The organism is Bacteroides sp. NSJ-48, assembly GCF_014287405.1.
GTDB lineage: Bacteria > Bacteroidota > Bacteroidia > Bacteroidales > Bacteroidaceae > Bacteroides > Bacteroides stercoris.
The window spans coordinates 23,489-39,807 of sequence record NZ_JACOOD010000020.1 but is presented as its reverse complement, the minus strand read 5'-3'; the positions used below and the strand labels follow the sequence as shown (position 1 = coordinate 39,807).

16 protein-coding genes are annotated in these 16,319 nt (G+C 47.1%); 5 read left to right on the top strand and 11 right to left on the bottom strand.

The genetic code is table 11. From position 1 onward, the window contains the following. Nucleotides 1–4: 4 nt before the first annotated feature. Nucleotides 5–607: a phosphatase PAP2 family protein gene (locus H8S52_RS11115; protein ID WP_022103335.1), complete on the bottom strand. Its 603-nt coding sequence runs from the start codon at nucleotides 605–607 to the stop codon at nucleotides 5–7. A 113-nt stretch (nucleotides 608–720) separates the two neighbouring features. Between H8S52_RS11115 and H8S52_RS11110 the strand changes: the two genes are divergently transcribed. The 4 genes from H8S52_RS11110 (at nucleotide 721) to H8S52_RS11095 (ending at nucleotide 5,261) form a co-directional block, all read left to right on the top strand. Next, a complete protein-coding gene (locus H8S52_RS11110; protein ID WP_181978813.1) occupies nucleotides 721–1,623 on the top strand; it encodes an AraC family transcriptional regulator in 903 nt (300 codons plus the stop codon). A gap of 162 nt (nucleotides 1,624–1,785) precedes the next feature. Continuing rightward, nucleotides 1,786–2,490, top strand: a complete 705-nt coding sequence (locus H8S52_RS11105) for a succinate dehydrogenase/fumarate reductase cytochrome b subunit (RefSeq protein WP_005655606.1) — start codon at nucleotides 1,786–1,788, stop codon at nucleotides 2,488–2,490. Between the two features lie 35 nt (nucleotides 2,491–2,525). Further along, entirely contained in the window at nucleotides 2,526–4,472 is a 1,947-nt protein-coding gene (locus H8S52_RS11100) for a fumarate reductase/succinate dehydrogenase flavoprotein subunit (protein ID WP_022103336.1), read from the top strand. Between the two features lie 33 nt (nucleotides 4,473–4,505). Next, a complete protein-coding gene (locus H8S52_RS11095) occupies nucleotides 4,506–5,261 on the top strand; it encodes a succinate dehydrogenase/fumarate reductase iron-sulfur subunit (RefSeq protein ID WP_005655609.1) in 756 nt (251 codons plus the stop codon). A gap of 113 nt (nucleotides 5,262–5,374) precedes the next feature. On the opposite strand, the gene H8S52_RS11090 is transcribed toward H8S52_RS11095, so the two are convergent. The 8 genes from H8S52_RS11090 to H8S52_RS11055 all read right to left on the bottom strand — a co-directional run bounded on the left by H8S52_RS11090 (nucleotide 5,375) and on the right by H8S52_RS11055 (nucleotide 13,106). Beyond that, nucleotides 5,375–6,265 (bottom strand): helix-turn-helix transcriptional regulator, encoded by an 891-nt coding sequence (locus tag H8S52_RS11090; RefSeq protein ID WP_117907077.1) that lies wholly within the window; start codon nucleotides 6,263–6,265, stop codon nucleotides 5,375–5,377. Between the two features lie 145 nt (nucleotides 6,266–6,410). Next, nucleotides 6,411–7,391, bottom strand: a complete 981-nt coding sequence (locus H8S52_RS11085; protein ID WP_022104268.1) for a fimbrillin family protein — start codon at nucleotides 7,389–7,391, stop codon at nucleotides 6,411–6,413. 43 nt (nucleotides 7,392–7,434) lie between these two features. Beyond that, a complete protein-coding gene (locus tag H8S52_RS11080; RefSeq protein WP_016660910.1) occupies nucleotides 7,435–8,400 on the bottom strand; it encodes a DUF5119 domain-containing protein in 966 nt (321 codons plus the stop codon). Beyond that, entirely contained in the window at nucleotides 8,397–9,362 is a 966-nt protein-coding gene (locus H8S52_RS11075) for a DUF3575 domain-containing protein (protein WP_117941556.1), read from the bottom strand. Before H8S52_RS11075 ends, H8S52_RS11080 begins: the two co-directional genes overlap by 4 nt. Nucleotides 9,363–9,768: 406 nt before the next feature. Continuing rightward, nucleotides 9,769–10,887, bottom strand: a complete 1,119-nt coding sequence (dprA, locus tag H8S52_RS11070) for a DNA-processing protein DprA (RefSeq protein WP_118086468.1) — start codon at nucleotides 10,885–10,887, stop codon at nucleotides 9,769–9,771. Next, a complete protein-coding gene (locus H8S52_RS11065) occupies nucleotides 10,880–11,287 on the bottom strand; it encodes a thioesterase family protein (RefSeq protein WP_005655620.1) in 408 nt (135 codons plus the stop codon). Before H8S52_RS11065 ends, dprA begins: the two co-directional genes overlap by 8 nt. Before the next feature lie 37 nt (nucleotides 11,288–11,324). Continuing rightward, complete coding sequence (locus H8S52_RS11060; protein WP_022104263.1) at nucleotides 11,325–12,617, bottom strand: peptidase U32 family protein; 1,293 nt, start codon at nucleotides 12,615–12,617, stop codon at nucleotides 11,325–11,327. A 24-nt stretch (nucleotides 12,618–12,641) separates the two neighbouring features. Continuing rightward, nucleotides 12,642–13,106 (bottom strand): DUF2059 domain-containing protein, encoded by a 465-nt coding sequence (locus H8S52_RS11055; RefSeq protein WP_117856766.1) that lies wholly within the window; start codon nucleotides 13,104–13,106, stop codon nucleotides 12,642–12,644. A 142-nt stretch (nucleotides 13,107–13,248) separates the two neighbouring features. Here H8S52_RS11055 and dusB point away from each other — a divergent pair, with 142 nt between their 5' ends. Then, nucleotides 13,249–14,226 carry a tRNA dihydrouridine synthase DusB gene (gene dusB, locus H8S52_RS11050; RefSeq protein WP_005655626.1) on the top strand — a complete coding sequence of 326 codons (978 nt, stop codon included), beginning with the start codon at nucleotides 13,249–13,251 and terminating at the stop codon, nucleotides 14,224–14,226. Nucleotides 14,227–14,345: 119 nt separating this feature from the next. Here the strand turns inward: dusB and H8S52_RS11045 are convergent, their stop codons facing one another. Both H8S52_RS11045 and H8S52_RS11040 read right to left on the bottom strand, forming a co-directional pair. Next, nucleotides 14,346–15,311, bottom strand: a complete 966-nt coding sequence (locus H8S52_RS11045; RefSeq protein ID WP_117941559.1) for a phosphatase PAP2 family protein — start codon at nucleotides 15,309–15,311, stop codon at nucleotides 14,346–14,348. After that, nucleotides 15,302–16,309, bottom strand: a complete 1,008-nt coding sequence (locus H8S52_RS11040) for an NAD(P)-dependent oxidoreductase (protein WP_117941560.1) — start codon at nucleotides 16,307–16,309, stop codon at nucleotides 15,302–15,304. Before H8S52_RS11040 ends, H8S52_RS11045 begins: the two co-directional genes overlap by 10 nt. Nucleotides 16,310–16,319: the final 10 nt, after the last annotated feature.

The window sequence follows — 16,319 nt, the reverse complement described above, 5'->3', positions numbered from 1 at the left end:
CTTATCACTTTCCAAACAACCAGCGGTTCAGCCAGCGGTTTACATAGATATTCACAATCGCACAGCCTGCACCGATAGCCGCACCTGCCAGTACATCCGAGGGATAATGTACACCCTCATTCATACGGGACACTCCGACGGAACAAGCCCACAAGGCAGAAGGAGCTATTACGTACCATTTAGGATATTTTATGCACAGAGAAGTGGCAAGTGCGAAAGCCGATGCGGTATGCCCGGAGGGAAATGAAGGACTGCTCTCATGGCTATACGGATGTACCCTATCCGGATAGCGTTCATACGGACGTTCGCGGTCGACAAGATATTTCATACCATACGCCACCACAAAAGCACCCGCCACACTTGTTCCGACATATACGGCATCCTTCAACAAGTCCTTGTCCTTTTTAGCCCATGCCGTCAAAGCCATAGCTACCGGGACACCAATGGCCACATAAGGCTCCGAACGGGAAATAAATTTATTGTAATTACGGACAAATTTATTATCCCAGCCATTAACCCGATGTAAGGTATTAATATCCCAATTCTGTGCAAAGAGATTTGATACAACAAAGGAAATAAAAAATACAAAAAAAATGGTTCTTCTCATAAAACCTATCTATTAGTTTGGCGCAAAGATAGCCGAAATCCTTAGAGTATTCGCAAAATTATCTTATCTTTGTTGCCACAATTTACATATTAATACAATTCACATATCTATTCATGGCATTAAATAGTTGTTGCTCTCGGCAAATTGATTGTGCGCTATGTCCTAAAACATCCCAAGGAGTATTGATATATAGCCAATATCCTAAAGGACAGCATTTCCCTGCCGAAAAGTGTACACAAAATTGTATAATATTTATATTGAAAGGCGAGTTGCTTGTCAATAGCGAGGAATATCCCGGTACTACTCTGCAGGCCCGCCAATGTATCTTGCAAGCTATCGGCTCCAAAGTAGAATTGCTGGCGCTAACCGATGTTGAATATTTTACCTACCGATTCACCGAACTTCCTCTCCTCTGTGAAGAACGCTACAAAGACATACTTGAAAGGGCTTATGCCCCTCTGACCTATACTCCTTTGCCCATCATTCCTAAGCTGGAAAGATTATTCGGAGATTTAACGGAATATTTCAGGGAGCAGCCGAACACGTGCAGCAGGTATCTTGACGTTAAATGCCAGGAGATAATTTATATCCTGACTTGCTACTACCCGATCCAGCAAGTCTCCACTTTCTTCTATCCAATCAGTACATATACAGAAAGTTTCCACTATTTCGTCATGCAGAACTACGATAAAGTGAAAAACGTAGAAGAGTTTGCCCACCTTGGCGGATATACCACAACCACTTTCCGCCGATTATTCAAGAATATGTATGGCGTACCTGTATACGAATGGATTCTGGACAAAAAACGCGAGGGCATTTTAAACGACCTGCAACACACCAAGCAACGCATCTCCACAATCAGCACCCGATACGGATTCGATTCATTATCACACTTTGCCCATTTCTGCAAAGACTCTTTCGGCGACACCCCGCGCTCTCTGCGCAAACGTACTGCCAACGGCGAAAACATAACTATTATCTGTAAAGAACATAACAAGGAACAAGAGGACGAATGACACCGCTGATTCGCCCGGCAATCTTGCTACCCGCTCATTACGGAATAATTTCTTTAATTCCTTGTTTAATCAAGGTATTTCCTCTATTTTTGCAGGATATTAGTCTGACGAGCTTTTAAGAATATATTTTCTAACTATTAAATAATTTAAATTCAATCATTTATGTGGTTAAGTAATTCATCTGTAGGAAGGAAAGTGGTGATGAGTGTTACCGGTATCGCCCTTATCCTGTTTCTGACATTTCACATGGCGATGAACCTTGTTGCATTGGTTTCGGCCAATGGCTATAACATGGTTTGTGAGTTCTTGGGAGCAAACTGGTACGCGCTGGTAGCTACCGTAGGTCTGGCTGCCTTGTTCATCATCCACATCATCTACGCTTTCTGGCTGACGATGCAAAACCGCAAAGCGCGCGGTAACGAGCGTTATGCAGTAGTAGACAAGCCTAAAACCGTGGAATGGGCCTCTCAAAACATGCTCGTACTGGGTATCGTGGTAATCGTAGGTCTCGGCCTGCACCTGGTTAACTTCTGGGCAAAGATGCAGCTCCCCGAACTGATGCACAACATGGGCGCACATGCCGACATGCTCACGCTGGCTTACGCTGCCAACGGTGTCTATCACATTCAGAACACCTTCTCCAACCCGGTATTCGTAGTGCTTTACCTCATTTGGCTGGGTGCATTGTGGTTCCACCTGACTCACGGTTTCTGGAGCTCCATGCAGTCTTTGGGCTGGAACAACAAAGTATGGATCAACCGTTGGAAATGTATCTCCAACATCTACTCCACTATCGTTGTTGTATGCTTCGCTCTGGTAGTTGTCGTATTCTTCATCAAATCACTGATGTGCAGCGGCGCTTGCTGATAAATTATTGTAAATGATTAAATTGTAATAGCATTATGACTAAGATAGATTCTAAAATACCGGAAGGACCGGTGGCTGAGAAATGGACCAACTATAAAGCTCACCAAAAATTAGTAAACCCTGCCAACAAACGCCGTTTGGACATCATCGTAGTAGGAACCGGACTTGCCGGCGCTTCCGCTGCCGCTTCTCTCGGTGAAATGGGTTTCAGAGTGTTCAACTTCTGCATTCAGGACTCTCCGCGCCGCGCACACTCTATCGCTGCGCAAGGTGGTATCAATGCTGCAAAGAATTACCAGAACGACGGCGACTCCGTTTACCGTCTGTTCTACGATACGGTAAAAGGTGGTGACTATCGTGCCCGCGAAGCAAACGTTTACCGTCTGGCCGAGGTTTCCAATAACATCATCGACCAGTGTGTTGCACAAGGTGTTCCTTTTGCACGCGAATACGGCGGCTTGCTCGACAACCGTTCATTCGGTGGTGCACAGGTATCACGTACATTCTATGCCAAAGGACAGACAGGACAGCAATTGCTGCTGGGAGCTTACTCCGCACTGAGCCGTCAGGTAAACGTGGGTACGGTGAAACTGTACACGCGTTATGAAATGGAAGACGTTGTCATCATCGACGGACGTGCCCGCGGTATCATCGCCAAGAATCTCGTAACAGGTAAGCTGGAACGTTTTGCCGCTCACGCTGTGGTTATCGCTACCGGCGGTTATGGCAACGCATACTTCCTCTCTACCAATGCAATGGCTTGCAACTGTTCCGCTGCCATGGCCTGCTACCGTAAAGGAGCCTGGTTTGCCAACCCCGCTTACGTACAGATTCACCCGACTTGTATCCCCGTTCACGGCGACAAGCAATCCAAACTGACTTTGATGTCCGAATCTTTGCGTAACGACGGACGTATCTGGGTTCCGAAGAAACTGGAAGATGCCAAGAAGTTGCAGGAAGGTACGCTGCAAGGAAAAGATATTCCCGAAGAAGACCGCGACTACTACCTGGAGCGCCGTTATCCGGCATTCGGTAACCTCGTTCCGCGTGACGTTGCCAGCCGTGCTGCCAAAGAACGTTGCGACAAGGGTTATGGCGTGAACAATACAGGTCTTGCCGTATTCCTCGACTTCTCCGAAGCTATCAACCGTTTGGGCAAAGATGTGGTTGCACAGCGTTACGGCAACCTCTTCGACATGTACGAAGAAATCACAGATGTCAGCCCGTACGAAAACCCGATGATGATTTATCCGGCTATCCACTATACAATGGGTGGTATCTGGGTAGACTACGAACTGATGACTTCTATCAAGGGCTTGTTCGCCATCGGTGAATGTAACTTCTCGGACCACGGCGCCAACCGCCTCGGTGCTTCCGCATTGATGCAGGGTCTGGCAGACGGTTACTTCGTATTGCCTTATACTATCCAGAACTACCTGGCCGACCAGATTACCGTTCCCCGCTTCTCTACCGACCTGCCTGAGTTCGCAGCGGCAGAAAAAGCCATTCAGGACAAAATCGACTGGATGATGAACATCAAGGGTAAGAAGTCTGTAGACTCTATCCATAAGGAATTGGGCCACGTAATGTGGGAATATGTAGGTATGGGACGTACTGCAGAGGGCTTGAAAGAAGGCTTGAAGAGACTGAAGGAAATCCGCAAGGAATTCGAGAAAGAGCTGTTCATCCCCGGCGAGAAAGAAGGCATGAACGTCGAACTCGACAAGGCTATCCGTCTGTACGACTTCATCACAATGGGCGAACTCGTAGCATACGATGCCTTGAACCGTAACGAAAGCTGCGGCGGTCACTTCCGCGAAGAGTACCAGACAGAAGAAGGCGAAGCCAAGCGCGATGACGAAAACTACTTCTACGTTGCCTGCTGGGAATACCAGGGTTCAGACGAAAAAGAACCGGTATTGCTGAAAGAACCTCTGGTATACGAAGCAATCAAGGTACAGACTCGTAACTACAAGAGCTAATCGGGAAGTTGAACATTTAAAGAATTAAAGAAAATGGATAAAAATATATCATTTACGCTCAAGGTATGGCGCCAGAAGGGTCCGAAAGCAAAAGGCGCTTTTGAAACATACCAAATGAAAGATATTCCGGGCGATACCTCATTCCTCGAAATGCTGGATATTCTGAACGAACAGCTCATCAGTGAAGGTAAAGAACCGGTTGTATTCGACCATGACTGCCGCGAAGGTATCTGCGGTATGTGTTCTCTTTACATCAACGGACATCCGCACGGTCCTGCAACAGGAGCCACTACCTGCCAAATCTATATGCGCCGCTTCAACGACGGCGACACCATTACCGTAGAACCCTGGCGTTCTGCCGGCTTCCCGGTAATCAAAGACTTGATGGTAGACCGTACTGCATACGACAAGATTATGCAGGCAGGCGGTTATGTCAGCGTACGTACAGGTGCTCCTCAGGATGCCAACGCTATCCTGATTCCGAAGCCTATCGCCGATGAAGCCATGGATGCCGCTTCCTGTATCGGTTGCGGTGCTTGTGTAGCCGCTTGTAAGAACGGTTCAGCCATGTTGTTCGTTTCTGCTAAGGTAAGCCAGTTGAACCTGCTTCCTCAAGGCAAACCGGAAGCATTGCGCCGTGCCAAAGCCATGTTGAGCAAAATGGACGAACTCGGTTTCGGTAACTGTACAAACACCCGTGCTTGTGAGGCCGAATGTCCGAAGAATGTCTCTATCAGCAACATCGCACGTTTGAACCGCGACTTCATTACCGCAAAATTGAAAGACTAACCGTACTTTCTGCATTTGATTAATATCACAAGAACTCTTCTATCGGGAAAACCGGTAGAGGAGTTTTTTTTTATGATAAGAAATTATGGAAACTGCTTGATATCCCAAGCAGGTTAAACAGACAAAAACATAGAATCCTGGGCTGCAGATAAAGATGGCTTCTCAACCTCTTTCCTCAAATTACGGGGAGACAACCCAAAATTCTTCTTGCAGAAATTAGAGAAATGAGATAAAGATTCAAAGCCATATTTATAACAAATTTCAGAGATTGTAAAGTTTGTATGCCGAAGTTCATAAAGAATGCCTTCTTTTCTGCGTTCCTGCATCCACTCGTATACAGGCTGATGGAATACAGAAGTAAAGATACGGCGGAAAGTCGTCACTGTATATCCCCCTAATTCGGCAAATTCTTCAACCGTCTTGACCTTATCATGATTCTTAAGTACGAAATACTGAAAACTATCCGTGTATTTCGATAACGTATGCACCAGCATGGAAAGCTCATAATCCGAATAGTAACGCCACAGGATAAACGCCAGTTCTTTCTGCTTAAATTGCAATAGCTCCCTACAAATCTTCCCCTCAGCCAGATAAGACTTCGAAGCTTCCAAGAAAAAATTCAGTTCAGAGCATATTTTCAACGGAAAAAAGATAAGAGGTGGAACCACGTCTTTTACGATATGCTGAAAGCGTCCTTCACAAAAAGATTCCGGCTGGGAAAAACGATAGCATACACACTCTACATCGGTCATGGCAAGCACTTCGTATTTTGAACCGACAGCCTGCAGAATAAACTCACCGGCATGCAACGTCACGCCTGCATATTCTTCACTGTTGACAAGAGCCTCACCTTTTAAAAGAAACATAATGATATTGTTATCGCACTTGGGCATAATAAAGTGAAACCCTCTACTATGAGAGGCGTATAAGATAAGATTGTCCACAGCCTTGGGGCATTTCAGGCAATCGGCGTTAACCGCTTCACAAGCGGAAGAGTCGTACATGACAGGATAGAATGTTTTGTTTGTTTGCTTTGGCAAAAATAAACATTAGCAGCCAACAAAAAAACATATTCCCCGAAAACTTTGAAAACGTTTTCGGGGAAGAATCAAAATATTATGAAATCAACAGGACTCTTATATCAAACTCTTATAGCCCGGTGAATGTTCCGTCCTCATTGGTCCATATGCCAACATTCGGAGTAAACTTAATAGGAGTAGCATTGTTGGTCAGCGTCAATGTATACCGAATATTCTTGCCCATGCCCCAACTGCCTGTAAGGTTAACGACCTTAGTATCATTCCAGGTATACTCACTTGATTTATCTTTCGGTGCAGCAGTATAGGTAATCTCCAAAGTAACGCCTGTCAGGTCGTCTTGAGGCATCAGCATAAACAAGGCATTGCCGGAAGTCTCAAATGCTGCAAAAGCTTCAGGTTCAGCAGCAGTCGGAGTAACGGATACGGGAGTGCCGGTGTATTCGTATGTCACACCCGAAGCAGACTCTGCCAGGTTACTCCAAGCCCCTACGGTGCTGCTTCCGTCAAAAGTAAAAGTAGCCTTATCCTTTGCACCTTTAATCACCAATTTCGATACGGTGTAAATAAAATCGGCAACATCACCCTTGATTGTAAAGTTCACCTGCGTCAGAAGATGCTGGAAAGGAAGAGAAATGGCTGACTCAGACTTTACCTGATTTATTACGTTGGCAGCAACCAAATCTTCCTGACTGTCAACCGCCTTCACCGCATACTCGAATTTCGGATAACCGGCAGCGGTAGTAATATCCAAAGTTTGCGCCGGTGAGGTAGCAAAAAATTGCAATTTACCGGAGGCAGGCCAGTAGTAGTCGCCCTTATACTTCCATTCCCCGCTTGATTTATCAACTTCTATATCATCCATAAAACCCGTATTCAACTGTACAGTTCCCCCCATGTCATCTGTTGTTTTATAAGCGCTTACAGTAAACTTACTGAAATTCTCAGTAGTGGCAACCAATGTCTTTGTTCCGGTCTTCACCACTGTTCCGAATTTAATCCGGTTCATTGTACTTTCATTCTCAAACCCTTCATTTTCAGAGCAACTTACCATTGCTGCAGCTGTTAAAGCCACCAATAAAATTTTTCTCATAACCATTTGTTTTTAGTTAATATATTAATTGCTTATCTTGTTTCTACACGATTATATCCACATTCGTTTCATCATCCCAATCACCTATATCACCTCCGATACCGCTATTTCCATCTTCTTCCTTATCCACCTCTACCGTAATCTGTCCATCGGGAACAGGCACCTCAATATGTATTTCCCCATCAGGAGCAGGCTGTATTTCTTCTTCCTCACCGGAGGTCGGAGGTGTTATCAGCTTTTTGATATCAACCAGAATCTCCTGCACCTGCTTATCCACCTTAATAATCCTGATGGTCAACACTACCGGACTATCGACCCGTGTATCCGCACTTTTCGGAAGCCTGAAATGCGAAAAATGTCCCCGCAACAGTCCGTTTTTACAATCATTCTCCACATAAACGGGCACTTCCGCAAGTGTACACAGCCTTCTACCGAGAAAGTAACCGCCATTCAACCCGCTGACGCAGCACACAACAGCCGATATATTTTCTACACCATCCACCTTCACGGCAAACGAATAACTGCTTACTACCCGTTCCGGTTTCAGTTTCATCACCATAGCCGCTTCGCTTTTTGCTATTTCCACATCATCCAACGCCACAACGTAGAAATCGTCCGGCGACCAAATCATATCCTCTCCGGCATCCATTCCAATACACCGTTCCGTATATGCCCTGATAGTACCATAGCACTCATCGCCTTCTATGCAGACACATTCCGTATTATAGTTGTAAACTATCATTGCATAATGGCCGGGCGGTACTTTCATTTCCCCGCCGGCAGCCGGCAAATAGCCGTCTACTTTCCGCCCCTCGGCATCTTTCGGATAAAATATTACCCGCACGGTCTCCGGCAAATTCTCCGCAACTCCCGTCCAGTCCAGCGTTATCTGTACGCCACTGACAGGATAATCGTCCAGCACCTCCCTGAAATTGCACCCTGACAGGATTATCAACAGACAGAACAGAGGCAACGGTACATTATATCTGATATTTTCCACCACATTCATCGTCCTGCCGTTATATGCCATACTAAAGAGACCGCTACCTTTGTAGGACCCACAAAATGAAAGTGTCCTCCATTAGTTCGGACTAATTCCCCTTTATAAGAGGTATATTTACAGTATTCCGTTGTCAAATAACCTATTCCCAAACTGCACTCGATTGCAAGGTGCCCGGTTATTCTGCGTGCATATCCGCAGGACAGACCCGAAGTCATATAATACTTACCGCGAATGCCACTCTCTTCTTTCAACTGAAAATCATATACTCCTCCCTCGGTATATAGCCCCAGGAAATACCCTGTCAATCTGTTGCACAGATTTCTGTTGCCCAGCCAACAGCGTACTTCCACACCTCCCGAAAGAAGCTGATAACAAAAGCCGTTCCGACTGTTCAACCACCAAGGACATTTATATTCAGTATTCAAAGACCACCTCTTTCCTGTCGAAAACTCAACTTCCACATTCGGAGCCAACGCCAAATCATATATCATATTATTCTTCAGAGCTACCATAACCTTATGTGATGGTCCCAGCCTTTTTCTTTTCTCAGGGAACGCGGTCGAAACCAGTTCTCCGCTGCCGGCAGATACTACCGGCAGTGCCTTCTCCGGCATCCGTATTCCGGCAATAGGAAACTCCTTCGAATGTACCGTATAGCTGCCTATCCGCGGAAAAACAAACTGCAACAGATATTTACAGGCCTTGCTTTCGTTCAGATAGAACAACAGTTCCGTCAATTTGCCGAAATTCCCATAATGATACCGGATTAACATCAAAACCTCTTTCCTGTCCGGCACATTCTTATCAGCGAGTACCCACCGATATACTTCTCTCCATTCGTCCGGTTTTATAACCGAGTCCAGCATTACACTGTTTACAACCATCAATATGTCCGCCCGTACAGATGCTCTTCCCACTGATAAAAAAAAGAGTATTATAAGAGTTACTATATAGATACGGTTCACCATAACTTTGCTTTGTACAAAGCCAAAAATAAACCATTAAAATTAAAGAAGATACAGAAAAACCAACTCATTTAGCAACTTGGAAGATTCTGTGAAACGATTGGAAGTTTTTTGCAACTTATGCTACTTCCAATACAGACAAAGAACCGGAATATTCCACGAAAAGCCCCAACAGCAAGCCTCGCTTATCCGATAGTTATCATATAGTCAGTATATACACTTTATTTAAGTCAAGATGTCCAAGCGTGCACGAAAACAGTAAATATTCGCAAAAGAAAACTAAAAGAAATTCAGAAAAAGAGTAAATATTTGGGAAATATATGAAGAAGCTATACATTTGTTACGTGATTTTTTTCATAGTATTAGATTTAAGGTTAACAAAGGTTGGAGTACAGCGGTACTCCTTTTTTTATGCCAATAAGCAATATACTCCTCCAACCAATGCCTTTACCACCCCTTTCATCTCCAGTTCGAAAAGCAAGGCGCTCATACGGTTTACGGGTATGTCCGCCTCCACTACCAGCGCATTGATATGCAAGTCTCCCTGATGAGTCAGTATACGCACCACCAGCTCCTCCTCATCCGTCAGTTCCGGAAACAGATTGCGCTGGATACCGGCTGCTTTGGTAGCAGGCTCTGCATTCGCCCACCCCATTGTTTTTACGAACTCTTCGGCACTCTGTACAAGCGCAGCCTTATTATCCCGTATCAACCGGTTGCAGCCGATAGAAGCGGCATCCGTCACCCGCCCGGGCACGGCAAAGCAATCACGGTGATAGCCGTCAGCCAAATCCGCTGTAATCAAAGAACCGCCTTTAGCGGCAGATTCCACAACAATCGTCGCATCGCACATACCTGCCACAATACGGTTACGGCTGACAAAGTTATGCCTGTCCGGAGTAGTTTCGGATAAGAACTCGGTAAGCAAACCGCCGTTGACCAGCATATCGACAGCCGTCTTACGATGTACAGAAGGATAGATACGGTCCAAACCGTGAGCCAGAACGGCAACAGTAGACATATTATCGGCCAGGGCGGCACGATGTGCATGAATATCAATGCCGTAGGCGAGGCCGCTCACTATCAGGGCATCAGGGAGAAGCACGGACAAATCGTGCACGAAATCCGCACAAAACCGTTTGCCGTACTCCGTTGCACGGCGCGTACCTACCATATTGATAACATGTAAACGGTTAAAATCAGTGTTTCCCTTGAAAAACAGGACAATCGGAGCATCCTCACATTCCCGCAGACGGGAAGGATAGGCCTCATCCCGCAAAGTAAGACAAGTCAGGCGGTTCTTTTCCACAAACTCCATTTCACGTTCGGCACGAAGAAAAGCGGCAGGACAGTCAAGAGCCGTAATTATCGAGGAATTCACGCCGGGCAGACGTTCCGGCAATTCCTTACGATACCCGAAAACGTCAACGGCGCTACCTATGGCATCTATTAAACGCTTTGCCCCGATATGTCCTATACCGGGGCAGAGCGTAAGAGCTATACTGCAAAGACGTTCGTCATTATTCATGGTCGAGGTAGGGGGCAAAGACGTTATCGAATAACTCGCTGTCGCTTAAACGTCCGTTTACCACACATACCGTTTCAACCACTGCCTTGATGGCCACTTTATTGTCACTTGCCCTGAAAATATCCTGGTAGAACACATACTTGATGCCTTCTTTCTTCATTGCCAGCTTTGATACGAACTCATCACCGCTTTTCAACGGTGTCTTGAAAGCCATATTGATGCGTGCTACCACTGGATCTACCCCCTGTTCGTGGAGTGCGGCAAAGCTGACACCCGTACTCAACAGGAACTCGTGCCGCGTATGCTCCAGATAATGCTGGTAGTTGGCATTGTTGACAATACCCTGAAGGTCGCATTCATAGTCGCGGACCTTCATTTTCAGTTCATAAATATAATTCATTATAATACCTGCAATTTAACAATTTACCATTTGATAATTAACCGCGTTTATTCTCGATATCCAAACCTTTGAACCGCTTGAGCTCCTCTACGGAAACCAGTTTGTAGAGTTTGTCGCTGGGACGTATTTTATCCGCTTTCATCGAGAAATGCTGCCCTTTTTTCACCGTCTGCACGGGTTTCAGATCCACGCGCGCTTCTTCCAATGTAGTGAATACGGCTCCCGTTGTCGGTCCCGTTATCAGCAGCTTGTCGCCGACATTGATTTCGGCGGCTTCCACCAAGAACTCCGCCACGCCGATATTCGAGAAGTAACGGATACCCTTGCCGACATAAATCTTACGTTCGGTAGCGGCAGAACCGTAGTTCCGGGTCCATTCGCCCAAGCGCTGCCCCAGATAATAGCCGTCCCAGAAACCACGGTTAAACACGGTTTTCAGGCGCTCGTCCCAGGCAGCTATCTTTTCGTCGGTAAACGTGCCTTCCACATAGGAGCGAATGGCCTCCTTATAACATTCCACCACCGTACGCACATACTCGGGACCGCGGGCGCGTCCTTCAATCTTGAACACACGCACGCCTGCATCCAGCATTTTGTTCATGAAATGAATGGTTTTCAGGTCTTTGGGCGACATAATGTACTGGTTGTCTATATCCAGTTCCACATCCGTTTCCTTGTCGCGCACCGTATACGAGCGGCGGCATACCTGCATACAGGCTCCCCGGTTGGCCGAATGGTTCATCTCGTGCAGCGAAAGATAGCACTTGCCCGATACCGCCATGCACAAAGCGCCGTGGCAGAACATCTCGATACGTATCCGCTCACCGCTCGGTCCGCAGATATTCTCTTCACAGATATGACGGTAGATTTCCGCCACCTGCTCCAAATTCAGTTCACGCGCCAGCACCACCACATCGGCAAATTGGGCATAGAAACGCAAAGCCTCCACATTCGAAATATTCAGTTGCGTGGACAGATGCACCTCCTGTCCTATCTGCCGGGCGTAGCTCATCACAGCCACATCGGCTGCAATCACCGCCGAGATACCTGCCGCTTTTGCCGCATCCACAATGGTTCGCATCAGGGGGATATCGTTATCGTAGATAATGGTATTTACCGTAAGGTAACTTTTCATACCATGCTCATCGCAGGTTTGGGCAATCTCCCGCAAATCGTCAATGGTAAAGGTATTGGCGGAACGAGCACGCATATTCAGATTTTCGATACCGAAGTAAATAGAGTCCGCACCCGCCTGGATAGCTGCGGCAAGAGACTCGCGCGAGCCTACCGGAGCCATGATTTCAAAATCGTTCAAAGTAGTAGAATTCATCCAATATGAAATTTAATGATGCAATTATTTATTACCGTGCGCATCCAATTCCCGTTGAATCAGTGTCACAAGTTCCATGCCAAGCTGTTGGCCTGCCGTCATCCCTTCCATTGTAATGGCTGGAGTAACCGCTCCCAGCTTCTTGCCCACCGGAGATTCGTAGAAGGCTACAATCTTCTTCAGGTCGTCCAATGTCAGGTGTTTCTGATAGATGGGCACATACACCTTCACCAGATTATCGCTGAAAAACTGCTTTGCCTTTTCCATTACTGCGTTCCACGTGGCCTCCGATACAGAGGGGGACTGCTGCTTCATCATACCGATTATCTGCGGAACCATCGTATCCACAGTGGCCAGACCGCCGGAAAGCAACAGCATTTTATGCAACGTTTCCTGATATTCCTTATTCTGCCCTTGTGCAGAAGCAGGGGAAATGCCGATGAGCAGTGTCATCACGCACAATGCGACTGAAAGCAAACTCTTTTTCATAATTATTTCTGTTGTTAAGTGAATGAATAGTGCAAATATACAGATTTAAGGAAGAAGCTGTATATTCTTTCAAGGATTTCACTCCTGCATAGCGAATGAAACAGGCTTTTTCCGTACTTTTGCAGGCAAATCCCGTCAGATTATGAAGATTAAAGATATAGACCTCGGCAAGCACCCCATATTGCTTGCCCCCATGGAAGATGTGACCGACCCCGCTTTCCGACTGATGTGCAAAGGTTTCGGAGCGGATATGGTGTACACCGAGTTTGTGTCGAGCGACGCGCTGATACGTTCCGTCAGCAAGACCGAACAGAAGCTGAACATCAGTGACGAAGAGCGCCCCGTAGCCATACAGATATACGGCAAGGATACGGACACTATGGTAGAGGCGGCGCGTATCGTGGAGCAGGCGCGCCCGGACATACTGGACATCAATTTCGGCTGCCCCGTAAAACGTGTGGCCGGCAAAGGAGCCGGTGCGGGAATGTTGCAGAATATCCCCAAGATGCTGGAGATAACCCGTGCCGTGGCAGATGCCGTAAAGATACCCGTGACCGTAAAAACCCGTCTCGGCTGGGATGCCGGCAGCAAGATTATCGTAGACTTGGCAGAGCAACTGCAGGACTGCGGCATTGCCGCCCTTACCATTCACGGCCGCACCCGCGCCCAAATGTATACGGGTGAAGCAGACTGGACACTGATTGGTGAAGTCAAAAACAATCCGCGCATGCACATCCCCATCATCGGCAACGGTGACGTCACCACCCCTCAAAGGGCCAAAGAGTGCTTCGACCGCTACGGGGTGGACGCCGTTATGATAGGCCGCGCCAGCTTCGGCCGCCCTTGGATATTCAAGGAAGTGAAACATTATCTGGAGACGGGTGAAGAGATACCGCCCCTCAGTTCCGAATGGAAACTGAATGTACTCCGGCAGGAAGTGGAAGACAGCGTAAAACTGCTGGACGAACGGAGAGGTATCCTGCACGTACGCCGCCACTTGGCAGCAAGCCCGCTGTTCAAGGGTATCCCTAACTTCCGGGAAACGCGCATCGCCATGTTGCGGGCAGAGACAAAAGAGGAACTGTACCGTATCTTCAACGAAATAGAAAAACTGATATAGCTTAAATTATCTTACAACCCCAACCAAAAGAGTGCCCTGCTTTTCTATGGGTCGGCAATCATCCGCCGAGCGAACCTCATTCAGTCAGGGAGTGAAAGACAATGAGTCAGGGACTGGCATCATTTGAACATCGGTTGCGCAAACCACCGCTTGAACATCCACGTTGCCACCACATAGAGCACAATGGCAGAGAAAAAGCCCACAATGGCATCAATCAGGTAATGCGCCTGTATGTACACTGTAGCCCCGCACAGCAGCAGATAAAAAGGAAGCAGGCAGGCAAACAAACGCCTGCTACCCCGCCATGCCATAATCATCAGGATGGTGGACATGCCGACATGCGAACTGGGGAATGCCGCCGTCGGACGCTCGCCCACCTGCTGCGAGCTTTCCACCAGATTATAAAAGAATCCGTGTTCATATCCCGGACCGGGCAGCAGTTCCTGGTTGTGGTTGAAGTAATCGCCGATAGCCGGGAATATCCCCTGCGCCACGTTATCCTCGCCGATAGCCGGAAAATAGAACTGCGGCCCTGCCACCGGCACGAAGATATATATCAGGTAGTAGATGAAGAAAGCGGTGACTATCACGAACGACACTTTCTCAAAAAGGTCGAAGCGGTAGAGAAAATACCACACCACTACCAGAAGTATCATCGGATAGTAGAAGAAATAACCCATATTGAACGGTTCGCTCACCCACATCTGCGGAAAACGCAGACAGAACCATACAGCAGGCTGTCCGCCGAATATCCATTGCTCGACCGAAGCGAAAACATGGTCCAGGTTGGGGAAGATACGGTTGAACTCGAATGTGTCGGGATACCAGTAGGAGAGCAACGACATCTGGATAACGATGCGGATGAAAGCCGAAAACTTGCAGGGCGCAAGCCGGTAAAGATACATCAGCAAAAATGTCATGCCTGCAATCACAGCGCGGTCTGCAAGCATCTGCACCGGATGATCCATTTCTTGGAAAAGAAACAGTATGAGTATGGAAGTCAGCAGATTATATATCAGCGTAATCTTCTCTACCGCAAAAAGCCCTTTACGGGTTTCTACTCTCTTGAATAAGTCTAAAGCCATCCTTTATCTTTATACCAGGCAATCGTTTCCTTCACTCCCCGTTCCAGGTCATATTCGGGACTGTATCCCAATTCCTCGACAGTCGGAGTTATATCGCATTGCCAGTTGCGTTGTTTCATTATTCTATACTTGTCCGAATTGAGCGTACTGGTGGTATTCCGGTGTTTCGCCCAATATTCGGCGAGCAAAGATACAACTTTCAATATAATTAACGGACATCTCAGACGAATTACAAACGGATTCCCCAGTTCTTTCCGTATCAGGTCGGAAAAAGCACGGCTCCGGTACACCTTGCCGTCTGCCAGAAAATAGGTGCGGCGGGATATTTGTTTCTCTATCCCCAGGAAAACAGCCTGCACGATATCCTTGACGTAAACAAACGTCAAATCCTGCCGGCGGAAACCCACGGAGAAGTCCGTGTGCCGACGGATAGACTTTGCCATCAGGAAGTAATCCTTCTCGCGCGGTCCGTACACACCCGTAGGACGATAGATGACATAAGGAAAATCCGGTATGCTTTGCAGATACCTCTCCGCTTTCAGTTTGCTAAGGCCATAGGCGGTATTGGGCACAGGGGTATCCTTTTCCGTAATCGGAGTATAGGTCTTTTCACGTATCGGACCGAATACGCTCAAGGTACTGATAAAGACAAACTGCCTGGGAATCATGTCCAACTCCCGCAACGTGTCTACAAAACATTTGGTCTGCCGGTAGTTCACACGTTCGAAGTCGTTCTTATCTACACATTTTGTAGCTCCGGCACAGTGGATAATGTAATCGAACTTACCATACAGTTCCTTATGACCGGAAAGTTGCGCACAAAGCTCACCGGGATGCGCAAAGTCGAGTTCAAGAAAATGTATCTTCTTGTCCTGCAAATACTCCCGGTTGCTGGACGAACGGATGCCTGCCCATACGCCGAATCCCCGCCTCAACGCCTCTTCCACGATGAAACTCCCGATAAACCCGCTTGCTCCTGTTACTAAAACCGATTCCACGTTATGAATT

Coding starts and splice junctions, on each gene's coding strand:
- H8S52_RS11115 (WP_022103335.1), bottom strand. CDS start 607: ATGAGAAGAACCATTTTTTTTGTATTTTTTATTTCCTTTGTTGTATCA.
- H8S52_RS11110 (WP_181978813.1), top strand. CDS start 721: ATGGCATTAAATAGTTGTTGCTCTCGGCAAATTGATTGTGCGCTATGT.
- H8S52_RS11105 (WP_005655606.1), top strand. CDS start 1,786: ATGTGGTTAAGTAATTCATCTGTAGGAAGGAAAGTGGTGATGAGTGTT.
- H8S52_RS11100 (WP_022103336.1), top strand. CDS start 2,526: ATGACTAAGATAGATTCTAAAATACCGGAAGGACCGGTGGCTGAGAAA.
- H8S52_RS11095 (WP_005655609.1), top strand. CDS start 4,506: ATGGATAAAAATATATCATTTACGCTCAAGGTATGGCGCCAGAAGGGT.
- H8S52_RS11090 (WP_117907077.1), bottom strand. CDS start 6,265: ATGTACGACTCTTCCGCTTGTGAAGCGGTTAACGCCGATTGCCTGAAA.
- H8S52_RS11085 (WP_022104268.1), bottom strand. CDS start 7,391: ATGAGAAAAATTTTATTGGTGGCTTTAACAGCTGCAGCAATGGTAAGT.
- H8S52_RS11080 (WP_016660910.1), bottom strand. CDS start 8,400: ATGAATGTGGTGGAAAATATCAGATATAATGTACCGTTGCCTCTGTTC.
- H8S52_RS11075 (WP_117941556.1), bottom strand. CDS start 9,362: ATGGTGAACCGTATCTATATAGTAACTCTTATAATACTCTTTTTTTTA.
- dprA (WP_118086468.1), bottom strand. CDS start 10,887: ATGAATAATGACGAACGTCTTTGCAGTATAGCTCTTACGCTCTGCCCC.
- H8S52_RS11065 (WP_005655620.1), bottom strand. CDS start 11,287: ATGAATTATATTTATGAACTGAAAATGAAGGTCCGCGACTATGAATGC.
- H8S52_RS11060 (WP_022104263.1), bottom strand. CDS start 12,617: ATGAATTCTACTACTTTGAACGATTTTGAAATCATGGCTCCGGTAGGC.
- H8S52_RS11055 (WP_117856766.1), bottom strand. CDS start 13,106: ATGAAAAAGAGTTTGCTTTCAGTCGCATTGTGCGTGATGACACTGCTC.
- dusB (WP_005655626.1), top strand. CDS start 13,249: ATGAAGATTAAAGATATAGACCTCGGCAAGCACCCCATATTGCTTGCC.
- H8S52_RS11045 (WP_117941559.1), bottom strand. CDS start 15,311: ATGGCTTTAGACTTATTCAAGAGAGTAGAAACCCGTAAAGGGCTTTTT.